The following is a 17,506-nucleotide window of genomic DNA, read 5'->3' on the forward strand; positions in this document are numbered from 1 at the left end:
TTGTCCGAGACCGACCCCTTTTCCGCTCCTCCGCCCCGCCCCGGCGGCCTCGCCGCGCGCGCTGCCGCGCAGCCGGCGGCCGGCTATCTTGCGGGGCTGAACCCGGAGCAGCGCCAGGCGGTCGAGGCGACGGACGGGCCGGTCCTGGTGCTCGCGGGTGCCGGCACCGGCAAGACCCGCGTGCTGACCACCCGCATCGGCCATCTGATCTCGACCAGCCGCGCCTATCCGTCCCAGATCCTCGCCGTCACCTTCACCAACAAGGCGGCGCGCGAGATGAAGGAGCGCGTCGCCCATCTCGTCGGCCCGGTCGCCGAGGGCATGCCCTGGCTCGGCACCTTCCACTCGATCTCGGCCAAGCTGCTGCGCCGCCACGCCGAATTGCTCGACCTGCGCAGCGATTTCACCATCCTCGACACCGACGACCAGATCCGCCTGATGAAGCAGGTGATCCAGGCCGAGGGCATCGACGAGAAGCGCTGGCCCGGCCGCATGCTGGCCGGCTTCATCGATAGCTGGAAGAACCGTGGCCTCGCCCCCAAGGACGTTCCCGCAGGCGAGGCCGCCGTCTTCGCCAACGGCAAGGGCGGCAAGCTCTACGCCGCCTATCAGGAGCGTTTGAAGGCGCTGAACGCCGTCGATTTCGGCGACCTCCTGCTGCACTGCCTGACGCTGTTCCGCGACTATCCGGACGTGCTCCAGACCTATCACGACCGCTTCCGCTACATCCTCGTCGACGAGTACCAGGACACCAACACGGCACAGTATCTCTGGCTGCGCCTGCTGGCCCAGGGCCGCCGCAACATCTGCTGCGTCGGCGACGACGACCAGTCGATCTATGGCTGGCGCGGGGCCGAGGTCGACAACATCCTACGCTTCGAGCACGATTTTCCCGGCGCGACCGTGATCCGGCTGGAGCGCAACTATCGCTCGACCGGCCATATCCTCGCCACCGCCTCCAAGCTGATCGCCCGCAACGAAGGCCGCCTCGGCAAGACCTTGCGCACCGAGGATGCACTCGGCGAGAAGGTCACCATCACCGGCGCCTGGGACAGCCAGGAGGAAGCCCGCCTGATCTCCGATGAGATCGAGGCGATGCAATCGAAGAAGCACAACCTCGCTGAGGTCGCGGTGCTCGTGCGCATCTCCGCCCAGATGCGCGAGATCGAGGAGCGCTTCGTCCAGGCCGGCGTGCCCTATCGCGTCATCGGCGGCCCGCGCTTCTATGAACGCGCCGAAATCCGCGATGCGCTCGCCTATCTGCGCTGCGTGGTGTCGCCGACCGACGACCTCGCCTTCGAGCGCATCGTCAACGTGCCCAAGCGCGGCCTCGGCGACGCCACCGTCCAGCTCCTGCACAACCATGCCCGCGCCACCGGTTTCTCGCTGATGCAATCGGCTCGCGCCGCGGTCGAGAGCGACGAACTGAAGCCCAAGGCCCGCACGGCGCTGCGCGAGCTGGTCGACGCCTTTGGCCGCTGGTCCGCACGGGCCGAGCACATGCCGCAGGGCGAGCTCGCCGAGCTGGTGCTGGAAGAGTCCGGCTATACCGAAATGTGGAAGAAGGACCGCTCGGCCGATGCCGCCGGGCGCCTCGAAAACCTCAAGGAACTCGTGCGCTCGCTCGACGAATTCCCGGACCTGCCGGCCTTCCTCGAACACGTCTCCCTGGTGATGGATGTCGGCGACGGCGAGGCCGAGGCGCGTGTCTCGATCATGACGCTGCACGCCGCCAAGGGGCTGGAATTCGACACAGTGTTCCTGCCCGGCTGGGAGGAAGGGCTCTTCCCCAATCAGCGCGCGCTCGACGAGAGCGGCCGCGCCGGCCTTGAGGAAGAACGCCGCCTCGCCCATGTCGGCCTCACCCGTGCCCGCAAGAAGCTGAAGCTCTATTTCGCCTCGAACCGGCGCATCCACGGCCTCTGGCAGACCAGCCTGCCCTCCCGCTTCATCGACGAATTGCCGGAGGAGCATGTCGAGGTCGAACAGGCCCCGACCGCCTATGGCCAAGGCGGCTACGGCGCCTCGCGCTTCGACCGGATGGAGAGCTTCGGTTCCAGCTACAACACGCCGGGCTGGCAGCGCGCGCAGGAGAACCGCGCGAAGAACAGCGGGTTCTCTGAGAGCGGCCGCGGCTTCGGCCAAGGTAATTTCGGAAGCTCCTCCCACCAGCGCGGCCCGCTGCTGATCGAAGGCGAGCTGACCGCCAAATCCTCAGGCGAATCCGCCTATGGCGAGGGTGCCCGCGTCTTCCACGTCAAGTTCGGCCCCGGCTCCGTCGCCAGCGTCGACGGCAACAAACTCACCGTCGATTTCGACAAGGCCGGTCGGAAGATGGTGCTGGATAGCTTTGTGCAGAAGGCCGGGTGAACACCTATGGGACGGAAGCCAATTTTGTCCCGCTGACGGACGCGAAAAAGCCCTATAGATGGGTCGGTGCTTTCGACTACTCTTGAGGCACCGATGCTCAACAACAGCGCCGACATCATTCGCCGCCTCGAACGCGAGGGCTGGGAATGCGTGCGCGTCACCGGCTCGCACCATGTCTTCAAAAAGCCCGGCGTCCGTGACACTATCGTGGTGCCGCATCCGAAGAAGAGTTTCGGACCGGGCCTTGTGTTGAAAATCTACAAGCAGGCAGGCTGGCCGCGCGACTGACATGACTCACTATGTCGCCATCATCGAGGACGCAGGCCCCGACCATGCCGTCGGCGTCTGGTTTCCCGATCTGCCCGGCTGCTTCGCGGCCGGCGATACGCTGGACGAAGCCCTAATCAACGCTCCCGAGGCCGTAGCGCTCTGGATCGAGGTTCAAGGCGGTTCGGCGCCCCACGCCCGCACCCCCAGTGAATTGCGCAGCGACCCCGAGACCTCTGCGGACATGGCCGCGCACGCCATCGCCCTGATCCCGGCGCCTGGCCTATCGCTGCAACCGGCAGCGGAGTAGAAGCGGCTCACTCTTGCCGCCGCTCCAGCGATACGACCGACCATGCCTCCCGAGATCACCCTAACCGCCGCCGAAGACGACGCTTTCCGCAAGCTGCTCGGCGAGGGGCTGAAGGACTATAACGACGCAGCGATCGGCCGGCATGATCGCCAGGAACTGCAGATCCACATCAGCGATCCCGGGACCGGCAATCCGATCGGCGGGCTCGCGGGACGCACCTCGCTCGGACTGCTCTTCATCGATACTGTCTATCTGCCGAAGAGCCTGCGCGGCACCGGCATCGGCAGCCGCATCCTCGCCATGGCCGAGGAGGAAGGGCGCCGGCGCGGCTGTAGCAAGGCCGTGCTCTTCACCATCAGCTTCCAGGCGCCGGAATTCTACAAGAAGCTCGGCTGGCAGGTCTTCGGCGAGATCGCCCCGAAGCCGCCGGGCGCGACCCGAATCTACCTGACCAAGGACCTCTGAGGCCCCGCAGATTGTTTTGAAATTCGAGCCCTCATGCTTCGAGACGCCGCAAAAGCGGCTCCTCGGGATGAGGGCTGAATATTTGCAACTGGCGCTCAGGCGCCGCCTTCCCGTTCGCGGAACGCCTTCCGCGCGGCCGAAACCTCGGCGTAATAGGTCTCGGCCCAGGTCCAGACGCCGCAGAAGGCGGCGCTGAGCTCGCGGCCCAGCTCCGTCAGCGTGTAGTCGACATGCGGCGGGATCACGGGATGGACGGTACGCACGACCAGCCCGTCGCGTTCCATCTCGCGCAGCGTCTTGGTCAGCATCTTCTGGCTGATGCCGCCGACCATACGCCCGACCTCGGTGAAGCGCAGCGTGCCGTGCTCCTCCAGCGCTTCCAGCACGAGCATCGTCCATTTATCCGCGACCTGCGCGATGACCTGCCGGACCAGCGACTCCACCGCCGGGCTGACCGGCGGGATCGCCTCGCTACGCTGATGCATCGCCGCCATGGCGGTCCGGATCGCTTGCATCCGACACTCTCCTTTTGGTGCGTATGGCACTTCTACGCGCCTTCTTTCCATTGAAGAGTAACGGCGCCATCTCGTCTCACGCAACCACGAGAGGCCTTGCCATGAAGATTTCCGGAAATACCATTCTCATCACCGGCGGCGGCTCCGGCATCGGCCGGGCGCTGGCCGAAGCGCTGCACGCCAAGGGCAACAGCGTCGTCATAGCTGGCCGCCGCGAAGCCGTGCTCGACGCGGTCACCGCGGCCAATCCGGGCATGGAATCGATGCTCCTTGACATCCAGGACGAGGCCGATATCGCGGGCTTCGCCCGGCAGGCGGTCGAGCGCTTCCCGAGCCTGAACGCCCTGATCAACAATGCCGGCATCATGAAGCCGGAGAACGTACCGGCCGCCGACAATCTCGCCATCGCCGAGGAGACGATCGCGACCAACCTGCTTGGGCCGATCCGCCTGACGACGGCGCTGCTGCCGCATTTACTGAAGCAGCCGCGCGCCACCATCCTGACCGTCTCGTCCGGCCTCGCCTTCGTTCCGCTGGCGCTGACCCCGACCTATAGCGCGACCAAGGCCGCGATCCATTCCTGGTCGGTCGGCCTGCGCGAGCAGCTCAAGCACACGTCGGTGGAGGTCATCGAGATCGCACCGCCCTATGTTCAGACCGAACTGATGGGCGCACAGCAGGCGGTCGACCCCGCCGCGATGCCGCTCGCCGATTTCACCAGCGAGGTGATGACGGTCCTCGAAACACGGCCCGAGGCTGTCGAGGTTATCGTCGAGCGCTGCAAGCCGCTTCGCTTCGCCGAGGCCACCGGCACGTTCGCGCAGGTCTTCGCCGGGCTCAACGCACAGCACGGTTGACGCGAGGCCGCGCTACTCCTCCCGATGGCAGCAGACGCAGACCTTGTTGCCGTCGGGATCGCGGAAATAGGCGCCATAATAGTTCGCATGATAGTGCGGCCGCAGGCCCGGCGGCCCTTCGCAGCTCCCACCATGGGCCAGCGCTATCTCATGACTTCTGTCGACGGTTGCGCGGTTCTCGGCCAGGAAGGCGACCATGTGACCATTCCCTTGCGTGGCGGCCTGCCCGTCGAACGGTCGGGTCAGAAACAGCAGAGGTCGGTCGGAACCCGCAGGCTGCCAGGCGGCAGCCGCCGCCTTCCGATCGCTGAAGCGCAGTTTTAGCCCCAGCGCGTCGCAGAGTGCGCCATAGAATGCCTCCGCGCGCTCGAACTCGTTCGTTCCGACGCAGACATGTGAGAACATCGCAGGGCCTCCGGTTTCCGAAGCTTAGGAATGCCCCGTGCCCCTCCGCAAGCGGCATCGCTCCGAAGCGCAGCGACCGCATGACAACCGCCCCCCGCCCTGCTAATCCCCCGCCATGCGCGAAGGCCTCCTGCCAGCGACGGTCGCGACCGTCCTCGAACTCTCCACCTCGGGCGAACAGGCCCGGGCCCTCACCGAATTGCTCGGCGAGATCTTCGACCCGACCGAGACGGCGATCTCGGCCTTCGAGGTCGAGGAGGGCGTGACCACGCTTTCGCTGAACACGCCGTGGAAGGTCGAGATCTACTTCGCCCATCCGCCGGACGAGGAAGCGGTGCGCGACCTGCTGCGTCCGATCGTCGGCGATCTCGCCGACACGCCCTTCACCACGGTCAACACCAAGGACTGGGTCGCCAACAGCCTCGATGGGCTGAAGCCCGTCCGCGCCGGCCGCGTCCTCGTCCATGGCGCGCATGACCGGCACGTCGTCCGCCCCAACGATGTCGCGATCGAGATCGAGGCCGCGCTCGCCTTCGGCACCGGCCACCACGGCACCACCGCGGGCTGCCTGCTGGCGCTTGACGCCGAACTGAAGAAGCGCCGCCCGCGCCACGGCATCGATATCGGCACCGGCACCGGCATCCTCGGGCTGGCACTCGCCAAGCAGATCAAGCGCAAGGTCGTCGCCGGCGATATCGACGCGGTCGCGGTCGAGGTTTCCGCCCATAACGCCCGGCTGAACCATGCGCCGAATGCGCTCGATCTCTATGTCGCGCCGGGCCTGCGCCATGCCAAGGCCTGGCGCCCCGGCCATTTCGACTTCGTCTTCGCCAATATCCTGGCCGGCCCTCTGAAGCGGCTCGCCCCGTCGATCGCGCGCGTGCTCTCGTCGCACGGCACGCTGGTCCTGTCGGGCTTGCTGGCGATGGATGTCGCCGGCGTGGTCTCGGCCTATCGCCACCAGGGCGTCTATCTCGCCAGCCACTCGCTGCGCGAAGGCTGGGCGACGCTGGTCATGAAAAAAGGCGGCGCCGCCCCCAGGCCGCGCCGCCTTGCCTGACCTCCGGCGCTTCCGGAGAAGCGCGAGGCCGTTACGCGAACTCGCCCGGCTCAGAAGGCGATATAGCCGTACTTCTTCTCGGCATCGGCCTGCAGGCTGCGGGCGTCGTGCCAGACGGCGGCGGTGAACTTCGCGGCGTCGGCGATCTGTTCGTAGATATGCTTGATGACGGCGATCATGATGAAGCTCCCCAAGGGTTGTCGGCTGCGCGGCTCAAGGCCGCAGCGGCATGGATTCAGCGATTGAAAGGCAGGGAGACGTCGCTCGACAGCGTCGCGGACGGATAGCCGCCCAGCACGATCTCGGCCTCGTTGACGAGGAGATTGCGGGCGCGCAGCTGGCGGGCAGCGGAGCGTTGGCGGCTCACGATGAGCGCGGCATAGAAACGCTGCATCAGCCCCGGCTTGTCGGCACGGGTCCTGGCACCGGCCTGAACCGGTACGGGCAGCACATCGGCATTTTCCAACACATAGGTCATGGGTCTATCTCCGAAAAACGAAGGACAGTCCCGGTCGCTTCCTCGTTCTCTTATGCGACTAAAGTGGGGTCATTTCGCACTTGCGAGAAGATATGTTCGCATATGCAAGATATGCACAAAACGCATGCGATCCGTCCATATCCGTTAATGTTTGCGCAAGCTGCATAGCCAGAGGGCACAATGCGATCTCGGCAGGCAGCTCCGTCCCACGGAACGGGCAGTGCCTCGCCGACGCATTTGCGCTGGCGCTTTCGGCAGTGCGAGGCGACGATGCCGCGACCCAAGCCGGACCCCGCCATGACCGATTCGACCCTGCCGACCTGCCGTTTCCAGTCCTTCTCCGAACCGAGCGACCCGAAGCTCGTCGCCGGTCGCGTAGCCGCCCTGCGAAAGGCGCTGGCCGCGCAAGGGCTCGACGGCTTCGTCGTCCCGCGCGCCGACGAGCACCAGGGCGAATATGTCCCGGCCCATATGGCCCGCTTGGCATGGTTGACCGGCTTCACCGGCTCGGCCGGCAATGCCGTGGTGCTCGCAGACAAGGCGGCGCTGATCGTCGATGGCCGCTACACCATCCAGTCGGCCGAGCAGACCGACACCGCGGTCGTCACGCCGGTGCGCATGGAGGAGACGCCGCTGGAGCGCTGGGTCGAGCAGAACCTGCCGACTGGCGGCAAGCTCGGCTACGATCCCTGGCTGCATACGGTCGATGGCCTCGCCCGCCTCGAAAAGGCGGCGGCTGCAGCCGGCGGCAGCCTCGTCGCGGTCAAGACCAACCCGATCGACGCGCTCTGGAGCGACCGCCCGGCACCACCGACCGCGCCGGTCAAGGCGCATCCGGCAGCCTTTGCTGGGGAGGACAGCGTCTCCAAGCTCGCCCGCATCCAGAAGGCCCTGACCGAGGCCAAGGTCGATGCGCTCGTCGTCTCCGATCCCCATGCTCTGGCCTGGGTCTTCAACATCCGCGGCGGCGATGTCGAGCACACACCGCTGCCGCTCGGCTATTCCATCATCCCGCGCGAGGGCCGGCCGACGGTCTTCCTCGGGCCGGAGAAGATCACCAACGAGGCCGGCGACGCCATCGGCGCGGTCGGCGAGATCGCCCCTCCCGCCGATCTCGACAAGCAGATCGCCAGGCTCGGCGCGGTCAAGGCCAAGGTCCGGCTCGATGCCGCGACCGCAGCCTCCGCGCTCGCGGCCCTAATCCGCGAGGCCGGCGGCACGCCCGATGCCGGCACCGATCCGATCGCCCTGATGAAGGCGCGCAAGAACGCGGCCGAGCTGGATGGTGCGCGCAACGCCCATCTGCGCGACGGCGCCGTCATGGTGCGCTATCTCTCCTGGCTGGCGCGCGAGGCGCCGAAGGGCGGCCTGACCGAGATCGATGCGGTCGCCGCGCTGGAAGCCGAACGGCTCAGGACCGGCCTGCTCAAGGACGTCTCCTTCACCACCATCGCCGGCGCCGGCCCCAATGCGGCCCTGCCGCATTACCGCGTCAGCGATGCCTCGAACCGCAAGCTGGAGCCCGGCATTTTCCTGGTCGATTCAGGCGGCCAATACGAGGACGGCACCACCGACATCACCCGCACCATGGTCATCGGCACACCGACGGCCGAGATGCGTGACCGCTATACCCGCGTCCTCAAGGGGCATGTCGCGATCTCGCGGCTGGTCTTCGTCAAGGGCACCTCGGGCGCGCAGCTCGACGCTTTCGCGCGTTTGCCGCTCTGGCAAGGCGGCTTCGATTTCGACCACGGCACCGGCCATGGTGTCGGCAGCTATCTCTCGGTGCATGAGGGGCCGCAGCGGCTCTCGAAGCTCGGCACCACGCCGCTGGAGCCGGGCATGATCCTCTCCAACGAGCCCGGCTACTACAAGCAGGGCGAATACGGCATCCGCATCGAGAACCTGATCGTCGTCGAGGAGCGGAAGATTCCCGGCGCCGAGCGGACGATCTACGGCTTCGAGACGATCACCTGGTGCCCGTATGAGCGCGCGTTGATCGAGAAGGATAGGCTCGACGCCGGCGAGATCGCCTGGATCGACGCCTATCACGCCACGGTCTGGGAGAAGCTCTCGCCGCAGGTCGAAGGTGAAGCGAAGGCCTGGCTGGAGGAGGCCTGCCGGGCTTTGTGAAGCGTCTCTACCGCGAGAAAACTTGCCGCATCGCGGTTGGAACCACCGTTGTCATTCCGGGGCTTCGCGCAGCGAAGAACCCGGAAACCACGACCGGGCGAGCCGTTGGCCACGTGACGCAAGATGTCTCACCCGGTCGTGGGTTCCGAGTTCGCGCCTAAAGGCGCGCCCCGGAATGACAGGAGTGGTCACGAGATGCTCAGGACTCAAGCCCGAGCATGACGCGACGGCTCACATCACCATCCGGAACCCGACCACAGCGATAACCCCGACCGCTACCACCCCCAACAGCGGCAGCCGCGTCGCGGCGAGCGCCGTGATCGCCGCCGCAGCGGTCTCCGCCCAGCCGGTCGCGAGCGCGCTGGGCGCGATCACCGCGATCAACACGGCGGGCGGAATCGCGTCGAAGGCCGCTTGCGCCCGCGGCGAAAGGCTGAGGCGTCCGGCGAGAGCCAGCCCGGCGACGCGCGTGACATAGGTCACGATTGCCATGCCCAGGAAGGCGAGGAGGTTGATCGGATCGACGCTCACGCCTTGACCTCCTCGGTAGCGGGTTGCGCTTCGCCACCGGCAGCGAGCCAGGCGGCCAGAAGCCCGCACAGCGCCCCCGCCGCGACATGCCAGGGCGGGCCGACCAGCCGATAGGTCACGGCCGAGGCGATGCCGGCCGCCGCCACCGTCCAGAACGTCACCCGCCCCTTCCAGAAGGCGGCGACGAGCGCGATGAACAGCGCCGTGAAGGCGAAATCGGCGCCGAGCCGCTTGGGATCGCCGAGCACCGCCCCGATCATTGCGCCGAGCGTCGAGTTGATCAGCCAACCAGCGACGAACGGGATCACCATCGCGAACCAATAGGCCGGCGTCAGGCGATGGGTGCGGGCGCGCTTTTCGGCCAACGCCCAGTTCTCGTCGGCCATGTAATAGAGGCCGAGGAACTTCTGCCAGCGGCTGAAACCCTGCAGCTTCGGCGCCAGCGACGCGCCCATCAGCACATGGCGCGCATTGATCAGCAGCGTCGAGAACACCAGCGCCGCAACCGGCGCCGGGCTCGCCCACATCTCGATCGCCGCGAATTGCGCCCCGCCGGCGAAGACCATGATGCTCATCAGGAAGACTTCGAGCGGCGAGAGCCCCTTGCTGGCCGCGACCGCGCCGAAGAGCAGCCCGATCGGCGCTGCAGCCACGGCGGCCGGCCAGATATCGTTCAGGCCGCGCCTGATGTCGTCACGCATCGTGGACATGGGTTCGTTCTCTTGAGGCGGCGTGAGTTCAGCCGGCATGCGCGGCGCGGAAGGCGCCGGGCGTCACGCCGAAGCGCGCCTTGAAGGCCCGCGTCAGATGCGGCTGGTCGCAGAAACCGGTCGCGGCGGCGACATCGCCCGGCATGTCGCCGCGCCGCAGCCGCTCGCGCGCCCGCCGGACCCGGACGTCGACCAGATAGGCATGGGGTGTCAGGCCGGTTTCCTGCCGAAACGCCCGGATCAGATGATGGCGCGGCAAGCCGGTCAGCCGCGCGAGATCGGCAAGCGACAGATCCTCTTCGTAGCGTGACTCGAACAGCTTCCGCGCCTTGTCCACTGGGCCGTTCTCCCTCCCGACGCTCCGGATGGTGAGATCGGCATGGCGTGCGAGGCATCGCGCATAGAAGCGCAGCAGCATCTCCTCGCCCGCGAGCAGGTCGTCGCCCACCTCGATGGCGCGATGCGCGACCGCGAAGAGAGCAGCCCCCTCGGCGTCCTCGACCAGCGGCTCGCGAAAGAACGGCGTCCCGATCATCGCCCGGCCACTGAGCGAAGCGGCAACCTCGCGGATCAACCCGATCTCCGGATAGGTCATCCGATAGCTGTAGCCCGGCCCGTAAGGCTCGCCGTCATGGGTCTCGAGCGGGTTTACGAAGGTGATCTGGTTCGGACGGGCATAATGGCGCTCGCCGCGCACCCGAAACGTCTCGCAGCCCGCCACGATCGTGCCGATCACATAGCTTTCATGCCGGTGCGGCGCGTAGGCATGGCGGCGGAAGGTCGCGGCGAGGCAGTCCAGCCCGTCGAAGCGCTCGGCCGGAAACAGCTTCGCCCGCTCGCCGGCGACGAGCGGTTCGATGCCTAACGTCTCACCTTGGGTGACTGCTTCCATGAGGCGAGCATAAACCCTGTCGCCGCATTGCTGTCTTGAAGAAAAGTGATCGGGCGCATCACGCGCCCGATCGGTTTTGCGGTTCCGGTGGAACCTCAGAGGGCGTGTGCAGCCGCGGCTGCACCGACCCGCTCGGGGCTCTTCGACCCCAGCAACAGCACGCCCGCCCCACCGACCAGCGTCGCAACCGTGGCATAGGCGATGACGCCGAGCGTCCCGAAGCCATCGACCAGCAGGCCGCCGAAGATGGCGCCGCTCGCGATCGCGATCTGGAAGGCGGCGACGATCAGCCCGCCGGCCGATTCGGCCTCGTCCTCCGGCGCGACGCGCACCAGCCAGGTCTGGAAGCCGACCGGCAGCGCACCGAAGGCAAAGCCCCAGAGCCCGACCGCGACGGCAGACGCGATCGGCGACGCGCCGAGGAAGAGCAGGCTCACGCCCACCGCAGCGATCAGGAAGGCGCCGAAGATCACCGAGGCCTTGGCACTGCGTGCCGTGATCGCCCCGCCTGCGAAATTGCCGAAGAAGCCGCCGACGCCATAGGCCAGCAGGACGAGCGAGATCGCCTCGACCGAGAGCTTCGGGATCTGCTCCAGGAACGGGCGCACATAGGTGAAGCCCGCGAAATGACCGGAGATGACCACGACGATGGCGCCAAGAACGAGCGCGATGCTGGGCTGGCCGAGCAGCCGGAACAGCGTGCGGATATCGGGCGAGCCCCGCGCCGGCAGCCGCGGCAGCACCGCGATCTGGATGATAAGCGTCGCGACGCCGACCAGCGCCGCGAGCCAGAACACGAAGCGCCAGCCCATCACGTTGCCGAGATAGGCGCCGATCGGCGCGGCGCTGACGGTGGCGAGGGAGACGCCGGCGAAGATCAGCGACATCGCCTTGGGCAACGCGCTGGGCGGCACGAGCCGCATCGCGGTCGCCGCGACCATCGACCAGAAGGCGCCGAGCCCGATGCCGAGCAGGACGCGGGCGAAGAGCAGCGTCGTCAGGTTGGTGGCGATCGCCGCGATGATGCTGGAGACGATCAGCAGGCCGGTAAGCGACCAGATCACGATGCGCCGGTCGATGCCGCGCGTCACGATCGCGGCGGCGAGGCCGGCGATGGCGCCGACGACCGCAGTCGCGGTCACGGCCTGCCCGGCGGCGCCGACGGAGACGCCGATATCGGCCGCCATCGGGGTCAAAAGGCTCGCCGGCAGGAACTCGGCGGTGACGAGGCCGAAGACGCCGAAGGTCAGGGATATGACGGCAGCCCAGGCCGGCTTGTCGTGGGCCTCCTCGGCTGTGTCGTCGAATTCAAGGGTAGTGGCAGTCAGGGAATCTGACATGGGGATCTCCATGAGGTTGCCGGAAGATGGGCGTTGCTCCATGGAGTTTCCATGCTATATCGTCCGCATCTCATGACCGTTCGTCCAGGAATGCCATGACCGCTTCCGCCGATCACCTGACCGAGATGCTGCGGGGCCTAAGGCTCGACGGCGTCGATTACAGCCGCTGCCAACTGGCCGCGCCCTGGGGCATCGTCTACCCGCCGACCCATCAGGCCTATTTCCATTTCATCTCGCGCGGCGGCTGCTGGCTGAGGACGCCGGCCGGCGAATGGCTGGAGTTGGCCGATGGCGACGCCGTGCTGCTGCCGCGCGGCGGCGGCCATGTCCTGGCAAGCGCGCCCGAGGTCGTCGCCTCCCCGCCTTGCGACTGCCGGGTGCTAGAAGCCTACGGCAATGTCTTCGACGTCGAAGGCGGCGGAAACGGGGCGCATATGCTGCTCTTCACCGGCCGGATGACCTTCAATGTCGATCTCGACCACCCGCTGCTGCGGCTGATGCCGGACCTGATGCGGATGAGCGATTTCATCGCCGACGAGCCCGGCCTGCCGCATCTGCTGGAGGCGATGGGCCGCGAGGTCATGATGGACCGGGTCGGTGCCGGCGGGATCCTCGCCCGCCTCGCCGATGTGCTGGCGGCCGCGATCATCCGGGCCTGGGTCGAGCGCGGCTGCGGCGCCGCCAAGGGCTGGGTCGCGGCAGCGCGCTGCCCGACCATCGGCAAGGTGCTGGCCGCGATCCACGCCCATCCCGAGACCGACTGGACGGTCGAAAGCCTCGCCGAACTGATGGGCGCCTCGCGCTCCGGCTTCGCCGAGCGATTCGCGGAGGTCGTCGGCGAGACGCCGGCCCGCTATGTCGCGCAGGTGCGGATGCACCAGGCCCGGCAGTGGCTGGCGCGCGACAAGCTGCGGATCGCGGTGGTGGCTCAGCGGTTGGGCTACGAGTCGGAAGCCTCGTTCAGCCGCGCCTTCAAGCGCATCACCGGGCTGGCGCCGAGCCAGGTCCGGGCTGCCGGCGAATCGGCGCCTGCTGCGATGTTCGCTTCGGCTGCCACCGCCGGAAACAGCTTTACCCACTCGTCGGCGGCCGGCGCCCTTCCCGGGCCATCGTCTCGCGTAGCGTGACGCTGTCCATGGCGCGGACTTGACCCCTCTCGCGCCGCAGCGGTCTTGAAGAAAAGCGGAGGTCCCGATCCCCGCGCCGGAACAACCGGGCTGGTCGCGCCGTTCCTGAAGCGTGGCCGCCTGACTCGACCTTCGGAGGACGACAGGCATGGCCCTTTCGAGGAACTTCCCGATGACGCGCCCGATCACCCTGCTCTTCACTGCCGCCCTCTTGATCCTGCCCGTCGCGGCCAGCGCCCAGGGCGTTCCGCGCGGCGCGGCCCACGGTGCGCGCGTCGGCAATGAAGCCGCCGGTCCTGTCGGCGGTGCAGTCGGTGGTGTCGTCGGCGGCGTCGCGGGCGGCGTGGCAGGCGGCGTCAAGGGCGTGCTCGGCGTGCCGCAGCGGACGGCGGTCCGGAGCGGCCATCGCGCGCGCCACCACCACCATCGCAATCGTCAACGCTGATCCCGGCAAATCCGGATAACGACCCGCCGGCCATGCCGGCGGTCAGCCCCCGACCAGATCGAACCAGCCAGCCTCGTCGATCACCTCGACGCCATGCTTGGCGGCGTCCTTGAGCTTCGAGCCCGCCCCCGGCCCGGCGACGAGCAGATTCGTCTTCGACGAGACCGAGCCGGCGACCTTGGCGCCGAGCCGTTCGGCCATCGCCTTGGCCTCGTCACGGGTCATCCGCTCGAGCGCGCCGGTAAAGACCACGATCTTGCCGGCGACGGGGCTGGCCGAGGCGACAGCCTCCAAGGGCTGCGGCGATACTTGCGCCAGCAGGCGGTCGAGCAGTTCCTCGTTATGGGGCTCGCCGAAGAATTCGATGAGAGCCTCGACCACCGTCGGTCCGACGCTGTCGATCGCGTCGAGCTCCTGCCGCTCGGGCGATGCTTCATCGGCGGCAGCGATGCCGGCGGCCCTCAATGCCTCGAACGACCCGTAATGCCGCGCCAGCAGACGCGCCGTCGTTTCGCCGATATGGCGGATGCCAAGCCCGAAGATGAAGCGGTTGAGCGGCGGGGTGCGCCGGTCCTCGATCGCATCGAACAGCTTCTTGGCGCTGACGGCGCCGAAGCCTTCCTTGTCCTTGAGCTTCTTCAGGTTCGCCGCGTCCCGCGCCGCCAGCGTGAAGATATCGGCCGGCTCCCTGACGGGAAGCTCAGGGTCCGAATGGAAGAACTCGATCTGCTTGTCGCCGAGCCCGTCGATATCCAGCGCGTCGCGCGAGACGAAATGCTTGAGCCGCTCGACCGCCTGCGCCGGGCAGATCAGGCCTCCGGTGCAGCGGCGGATAGCGTCCTCCTTCCCGGTGCGCGGGTTGAGTTCGCGCGTCGCATGGCTGCCGCAGGCCGGGCAGAGCGTCGGGAATTCATAGGGCTTGGAATCCGCCGGGCGCTTGGCGAGATCGACGGCCTCGACGCGCGGGATAACGTCGCCTGCCCGCTTCACCGTCACCGTATCGCCGATGCGGATATCGGTGCCGTCGCGGATCGGCAGCCCCTTGGAATCGAAGCCGCGGATATAATCCTCGTTATGCAGCGTCGCGTTGGTGACGACGACGCCGCCGACCGTCACCGGCTTTAGACGCGCCACCGGCGAAAGCGCGCCGGTGCGGCCGACCTGGATGTCGATGGCTTCAAGCACGGTCGTCGCCAGCTCGGCCGGGAATTTATGCGCGATCGCCCAGCGCGGCGCCCGCGAGACGAAACCGAGCCGCGCCTGCAGCGCGAGATCGTCGACCTTGTAGACCACGCCGTCGATATCGTAGCCGAGCGTCGCGCGCTGGCTCTCGATCAACCGGTATTGCGCGATCAGCTCCGCGACGCTCTCGCAGCGCTTCATCAGCGGGTTCGTGCGGAAGCCCCAGCGCCGGAACGCCTCGACCACGCCGAACTGCGTCGGAGCGGGCAGCACCGGCATCTCGCCCCAGGCATAGGCGAAGAACCGCAGGGGCCGCGCGGCGGTGACGCTGACGTCGAGCTGGCGCAGCGAACCTGCCGCGGCATTGCGCGGATTGGCGAATTCCGGAAGCCCCTTCTCGCGCTGGCGTTCGTTGATACCGGCGAAATCGGCGTGTCCCAGATAGACCTCGCCGCGCACCTCGGCGATGTCAGGCACATCCGGCCCGGCGAGCGTCCCGGGGATCTCGGAGATCGTGCGGGCATTGAGGGTGACGTCCTCGCCCTCTTCGCCGTCGCCACGCGTCGCGGCCGCGACCAGCTCGCCCTTCTCATAGCGCAAGGAGAGCGAGAGCCCGTCGATCTTCGGCTCGGCCGTGAAGGCGATGCCGTCCTCCTCCTTGCGGCCGAGGAAGCGGTAGACCCGCCCCACGAACTCCCCGACGGCTTCGTCGGAGAAGGCATTGTCGAGCGAGAGCATCGGCACGCGATGCCGGATCTTGGCGAATTTGCCGGAGGGCTTGGCGCCGACCTTGGCGCTGACGTCGCTCTCCTGCTTCAGCGCCGGAAAGGCCTCTTCCAGCGCGACGAGCCGGCGACGCTTCGCGTCATAGGCGGCGTCGTCCATGATCGGCTGGTCATCCTGGAAATAGGCGTCGTTGGCTGCCTGCACCTCGGCCGCGAGCAGCTTGTGCTCGGCCTTCGCCTTGCGCGGCGTCAGCGCTGCGATGGGCGTTTCGGAGTGGGCGGAATCTTCGGCGTCGCTCATGGCACAGCATTAGGCGAGATGATCGTGACGAGAAAGGGCAGGAACCGATGCCGCGTGCCGCTCCAACCCGCCCTCAACCCTCATCCTGAGGAGCCGCATCAGCGGCGTCTCGAAGGATGCTCCAGGAGTCTCCGGTGATAGCTGAAACATCCTTCGAGACGCAGCCTTCGGCTGCTCCTCAGGATGAGGGCTATGATCCTCGAGCGGCTCACATCCGCGCGAAAGCCTGCGACAACCGGGGCTTTCGCGCGTATAATTCCCAGGCTGGGAATTGGAAGCTCGACGCCGCAGGCCGTTGACGCCAAGGTTCACGTCGACCGCCATTGGCGAACCGGGCCGGAACCGGGAGTTACGCCATGGCCAATCTCGACGGCACCGTCCATGACATTGTTTCGATCGCGCAGCCGCGCGTCAGGACCATCACAACACAGGACCTGAAAGAGGCGCTGCTGCGCGGCTGGGAGGATTTCAAGGCGCAGCCGAGCCACCTCGTCTTCATCGCCCTGATCTATCCCATCGCCGGCATCCTGCTGGCGCAGCTCACGGTGAGCTACAACATCTTTCCCCTGCTCTTCCCGCTGCTTTCGGGCTTCGCGCTGCTCGGCCCCTTCGCCGCTATCGGGCTCTACGAGATCAGCCGACGCCGCGAGAAGGGCATGGATTCATCCTGGATTCACGCTTTCGCAGTGCTGCGCTCGCCCTCGATTGGGCAGATCGCCCTGCTTGGCGCGATGCTGACGGGGATCTTCCTCGGCTGGCTCTTCAGCGCCTGGTTCCTCTATCGCGGCATCCTCGACCTGCCGGCCGATGTCTCGACCGCCGATTTCCTGCGCGCCGTGTTCACCACCGCCGATGGCTGGATCATGATGGTGATCGGCAATTCGATCGGCCTGCTGCTGGCGATCCTCGCCTTCTCGATCTCGGTCGTGTCCTTCCCGCTGATCATCGACCGGCATGTCGATGCCCCCGCGGCGGTCCGCACCTCGATCGCCGCCGTCGAAGCCAATCCGCGCGTGATGATGTATTGGGGCCTGATGGTGACGGGATTGCTCGTGCTCGGCTGCCTGCCGATGCTCGTCGGCCTGATCGTGGTCATGCCGGTGCTCGGCCACGCCACCTGGCATCTCTACCGCAAGCTCGTCGGCTGAGGCCGGCGAGCCCCAAGGGGAACCTTGATCCCCAAAACGGGTTCACTCCCTGCCAGATCGAGCCGCAAGGCTCCATTCCGTCAGGGGGCTTTTCATGAACAACATCATTTATCTCGTCGGCCTCGTCGTCGTCGTGCTCGCCATCCTGTCCTTCCTCGGCCTGCGCTGAGGATGGAGGGCGACCGCCCGACGGCAACAGCGCTTTAAGCGCGCTACCCCTCAAAGACTGTCTCTTATACACATCT

Annotated in this window: 19 protein-coding genes; 10 read left to right on the forward strand and 9 right to left on the reverse strand. The window is 67.1% G+C overall.

The genetic code is table 11. The features are described from left to right. The 4 genes from JHD80_RS16790 to JHD80_RS16805 all read left to right on the forward strand — a co-directional run bounded on the left by JHD80_RS16790 (position 1) and on the right by JHD80_RS16805 (position 3,412). Positions 1-2,370 (forward strand): ATP-dependent helicase, encoded by a 2,370-nt coding sequence (locus JHD80_RS16790; RefSeq protein WP_210339910.1) that lies wholly within the window; start codon positions 1-3, stop codon positions 2,368-2,370. A gap of 93 nt (positions 2,371-2,463) precedes the next feature. After that, positions 2,464-2,658 carry a type II toxin-antitoxin system HicA family toxin gene (locus JHD80_RS16795; RefSeq protein ID WP_199089540.1) on the forward strand — a complete coding sequence of 65 codons (195 nt, stop codon included), beginning with the start codon at positions 2,464-2,466 and terminating at the stop codon, positions 2,656-2,658. A 1-nt stretch (position 2,659) separates the two neighbouring features. Then, positions 2,660-2,947 carry a type II toxin-antitoxin system HicB family antitoxin gene (locus JHD80_RS16800; protein WP_199089542.1) on the forward strand — a complete coding sequence of 96 codons (288 nt, stop codon included), beginning with the start codon at positions 2,660-2,662 and terminating at the stop codon, positions 2,945-2,947. 42 nt (positions 2,948-2,989) lie between these two features. Further along, positions 2,990-3,412: a GNAT family N-acetyltransferase gene (locus JHD80_RS16805; protein WP_199089544.1), complete on the forward strand. Its 423-nt coding sequence runs from the start codon at positions 2,990-2,992 to the stop codon at positions 3,410-3,412. A gap of 95 nt (positions 3,413-3,507) precedes the next feature. Here JHD80_RS16805 and JHD80_RS16810 read toward each other — a convergent pair whose 3' ends face one another. Continuing rightward, entirely contained in the window at positions 3,508-3,906 is a 399-nt protein-coding gene (locus JHD80_RS16810; RefSeq protein WP_199089598.1) for a winged helix-turn-helix transcriptional regulator, read from the reverse strand. 122 nt (positions 3,907-4,028) lie between these two features. On the opposite strand from JHD80_RS16810, the gene JHD80_RS16815 reads away from it, so the two are divergent. After that, the gene (locus tag JHD80_RS16815; protein ID WP_199089546.1) at positions 4,029-4,784 is read left to right on the forward strand and encodes an SDR family oxidoreductase; all 756 of its coding nucleotides are present in this window, start codon (positions 4,029-4,031) and stop codon (positions 4,782-4,784) included. Positions 4,785-4,796: 12 nt separating this feature from the next. Here the strand turns inward: JHD80_RS16815 and JHD80_RS16820 are convergent, their stop codons facing one another. After that, positions 4,797-5,189, reverse strand: a complete 393-nt coding sequence (locus tag JHD80_RS16820; RefSeq protein ID WP_199089554.1) for a VOC family protein — start codon at positions 5,187-5,189, stop codon at positions 4,797-4,799. 115 nt (positions 5,190-5,304) lie between these two features. On the opposite strand from JHD80_RS16820, the gene JHD80_RS16825 reads away from it, so the two are divergent. Beyond that, positions 5,305-6,249, forward strand: coding sequence for a 50S ribosomal protein L11 methyltransferase (locus tag JHD80_RS16825; RefSeq protein WP_199089559.1), 945 nt, complete (start codon positions 5,305-5,307; stop codon positions 6,247-6,249). 50 nt (positions 6,250-6,299) lie between these two features. Here the strand turns inward: JHD80_RS16825 and JHD80_RS29130 are convergent, their stop codons facing one another. Both JHD80_RS29130 and JHD80_RS16830 read right to left on the reverse strand, forming a co-directional pair. Beyond that, a complete protein-coding gene (locus JHD80_RS29130) occupies positions 6,300-6,428 on the reverse strand; it encodes a hypothetical protein (RefSeq protein ID WP_282568402.1) in 129 nt (42 codons plus the stop codon). Between the two features lie 56 nt (positions 6,429-6,484). Beyond that, positions 6,485-6,727, reverse strand: a complete 243-nt coding sequence (locus tag JHD80_RS16830) for a hypothetical protein (RefSeq protein ID WP_199089561.1) — start codon at positions 6,725-6,727, stop codon at positions 6,485-6,487. A gap of 297 nt (positions 6,728-7,024) precedes the next feature. Between JHD80_RS16830 and JHD80_RS16835 the strand changes: the two genes are divergently transcribed. Further along, the gene (locus JHD80_RS16835) at positions 7,025-8,860 is read left to right on the forward strand and encodes an aminopeptidase P family protein (protein WP_199089563.1); all 1,836 of its coding nucleotides are present in this window, start codon (positions 7,025-7,027) and stop codon (positions 8,858-8,860) included. A gap of 231 nt (positions 8,861-9,091) precedes the next feature. Here the strand turns inward: JHD80_RS16835 and JHD80_RS16840 are convergent, their stop codons facing one another. From JHD80_RS16840 to JHD80_RS16855, 4 genes are all read right to left on the reverse strand, one after another. Next, a complete protein-coding gene (locus tag JHD80_RS16840; protein WP_199089565.1) occupies positions 9,092-9,391 on the reverse strand; it encodes an AzlD domain-containing protein in 300 nt (99 codons plus the stop codon). Beyond that, the gene (locus JHD80_RS16845) at positions 9,388-10,101 is read right to left on the reverse strand and encodes an AzlC family ABC transporter permease (protein ID WP_199089567.1); all 714 of its coding nucleotides are present in this window, start codon (positions 10,099-10,101) and stop codon (positions 9,388-9,390) included. The genes JHD80_RS16840 and JHD80_RS16845 overlap by 4 nt, the downstream gene beginning before the upstream one ends. 28 nt (positions 10,102-10,129) lie before the next feature. After that, a complete protein-coding gene (locus JHD80_RS16850) occupies positions 10,130-10,993 on the reverse strand; it encodes an AraC family transcriptional regulator (protein ID WP_199089575.1) in 864 nt (287 codons plus the stop codon). A 95-nt stretch (positions 10,994-11,088) separates the two neighbouring features. Then, complete coding sequence (locus JHD80_RS16855) at positions 11,089-12,333, reverse strand: MFS transporter (RefSeq protein WP_199089577.1); 1,245 nt, start codon at positions 12,331-12,333, stop codon at positions 11,089-11,091. A 95-nt stretch (positions 12,334-12,428) separates the two neighbouring features. On the opposite strand from JHD80_RS16855, the gene JHD80_RS16860 reads away from it, so the two are divergent. Together JHD80_RS16860 and JHD80_RS16865 are read left to right on the forward strand one after the other, a co-directional pair. Continuing rightward, positions 12,429-13,460: an AraC family transcriptional regulator gene (locus JHD80_RS16860; protein WP_248311607.1), complete on the forward strand. Its 1,032-nt coding sequence runs from the start codon at positions 12,429-12,431 to the stop codon at positions 13,458-13,460. Positions 13,461-13,608: 148 nt separating this feature from the next. Then, positions 13,609-13,905: a hypothetical protein gene (locus tag JHD80_RS16865; RefSeq protein WP_199089581.1), complete on the forward strand. Its 297-nt coding sequence runs from the start codon at positions 13,609-13,611 to the stop codon at positions 13,903-13,905. A gap of 42 nt (positions 13,906-13,947) precedes the next feature. Here the strand turns inward: JHD80_RS16865 and ligA are convergent, their stop codons facing one another. Continuing rightward, on the reverse strand, positions 13,948-16,113 hold the full coding sequence (ligA, locus tag JHD80_RS16870) for an NAD-dependent DNA ligase LigA (RefSeq protein WP_199089583.1): 2,166 nt from the start codon (positions 16,111-16,113) through the stop codon (positions 13,948-13,950). A 356-nt stretch (positions 16,114-16,469) separates the two neighbouring features. On the opposite strand from ligA, the gene JHD80_RS16875 reads away from it, so the two are divergent. Continuing rightward, positions 16,470-17,261, forward strand: coding sequence for a DUF2189 domain-containing protein (locus JHD80_RS16875; RefSeq protein ID WP_199089585.1), 792 nt, complete (start codon positions 16,470-16,472; stop codon positions 17,259-17,261). Positions 17,262-17,506: the final 245 nt, after the last annotated feature.

Origin of the sequence: Allobosea sp. ASV33 (assembly GCF_016428755.1) — a bacterium.
Classification (GTDB): domain Bacteria; phylum Pseudomonadota; class Alphaproteobacteria; order Rhizobiales; family Beijerinckiaceae; genus Allobosea.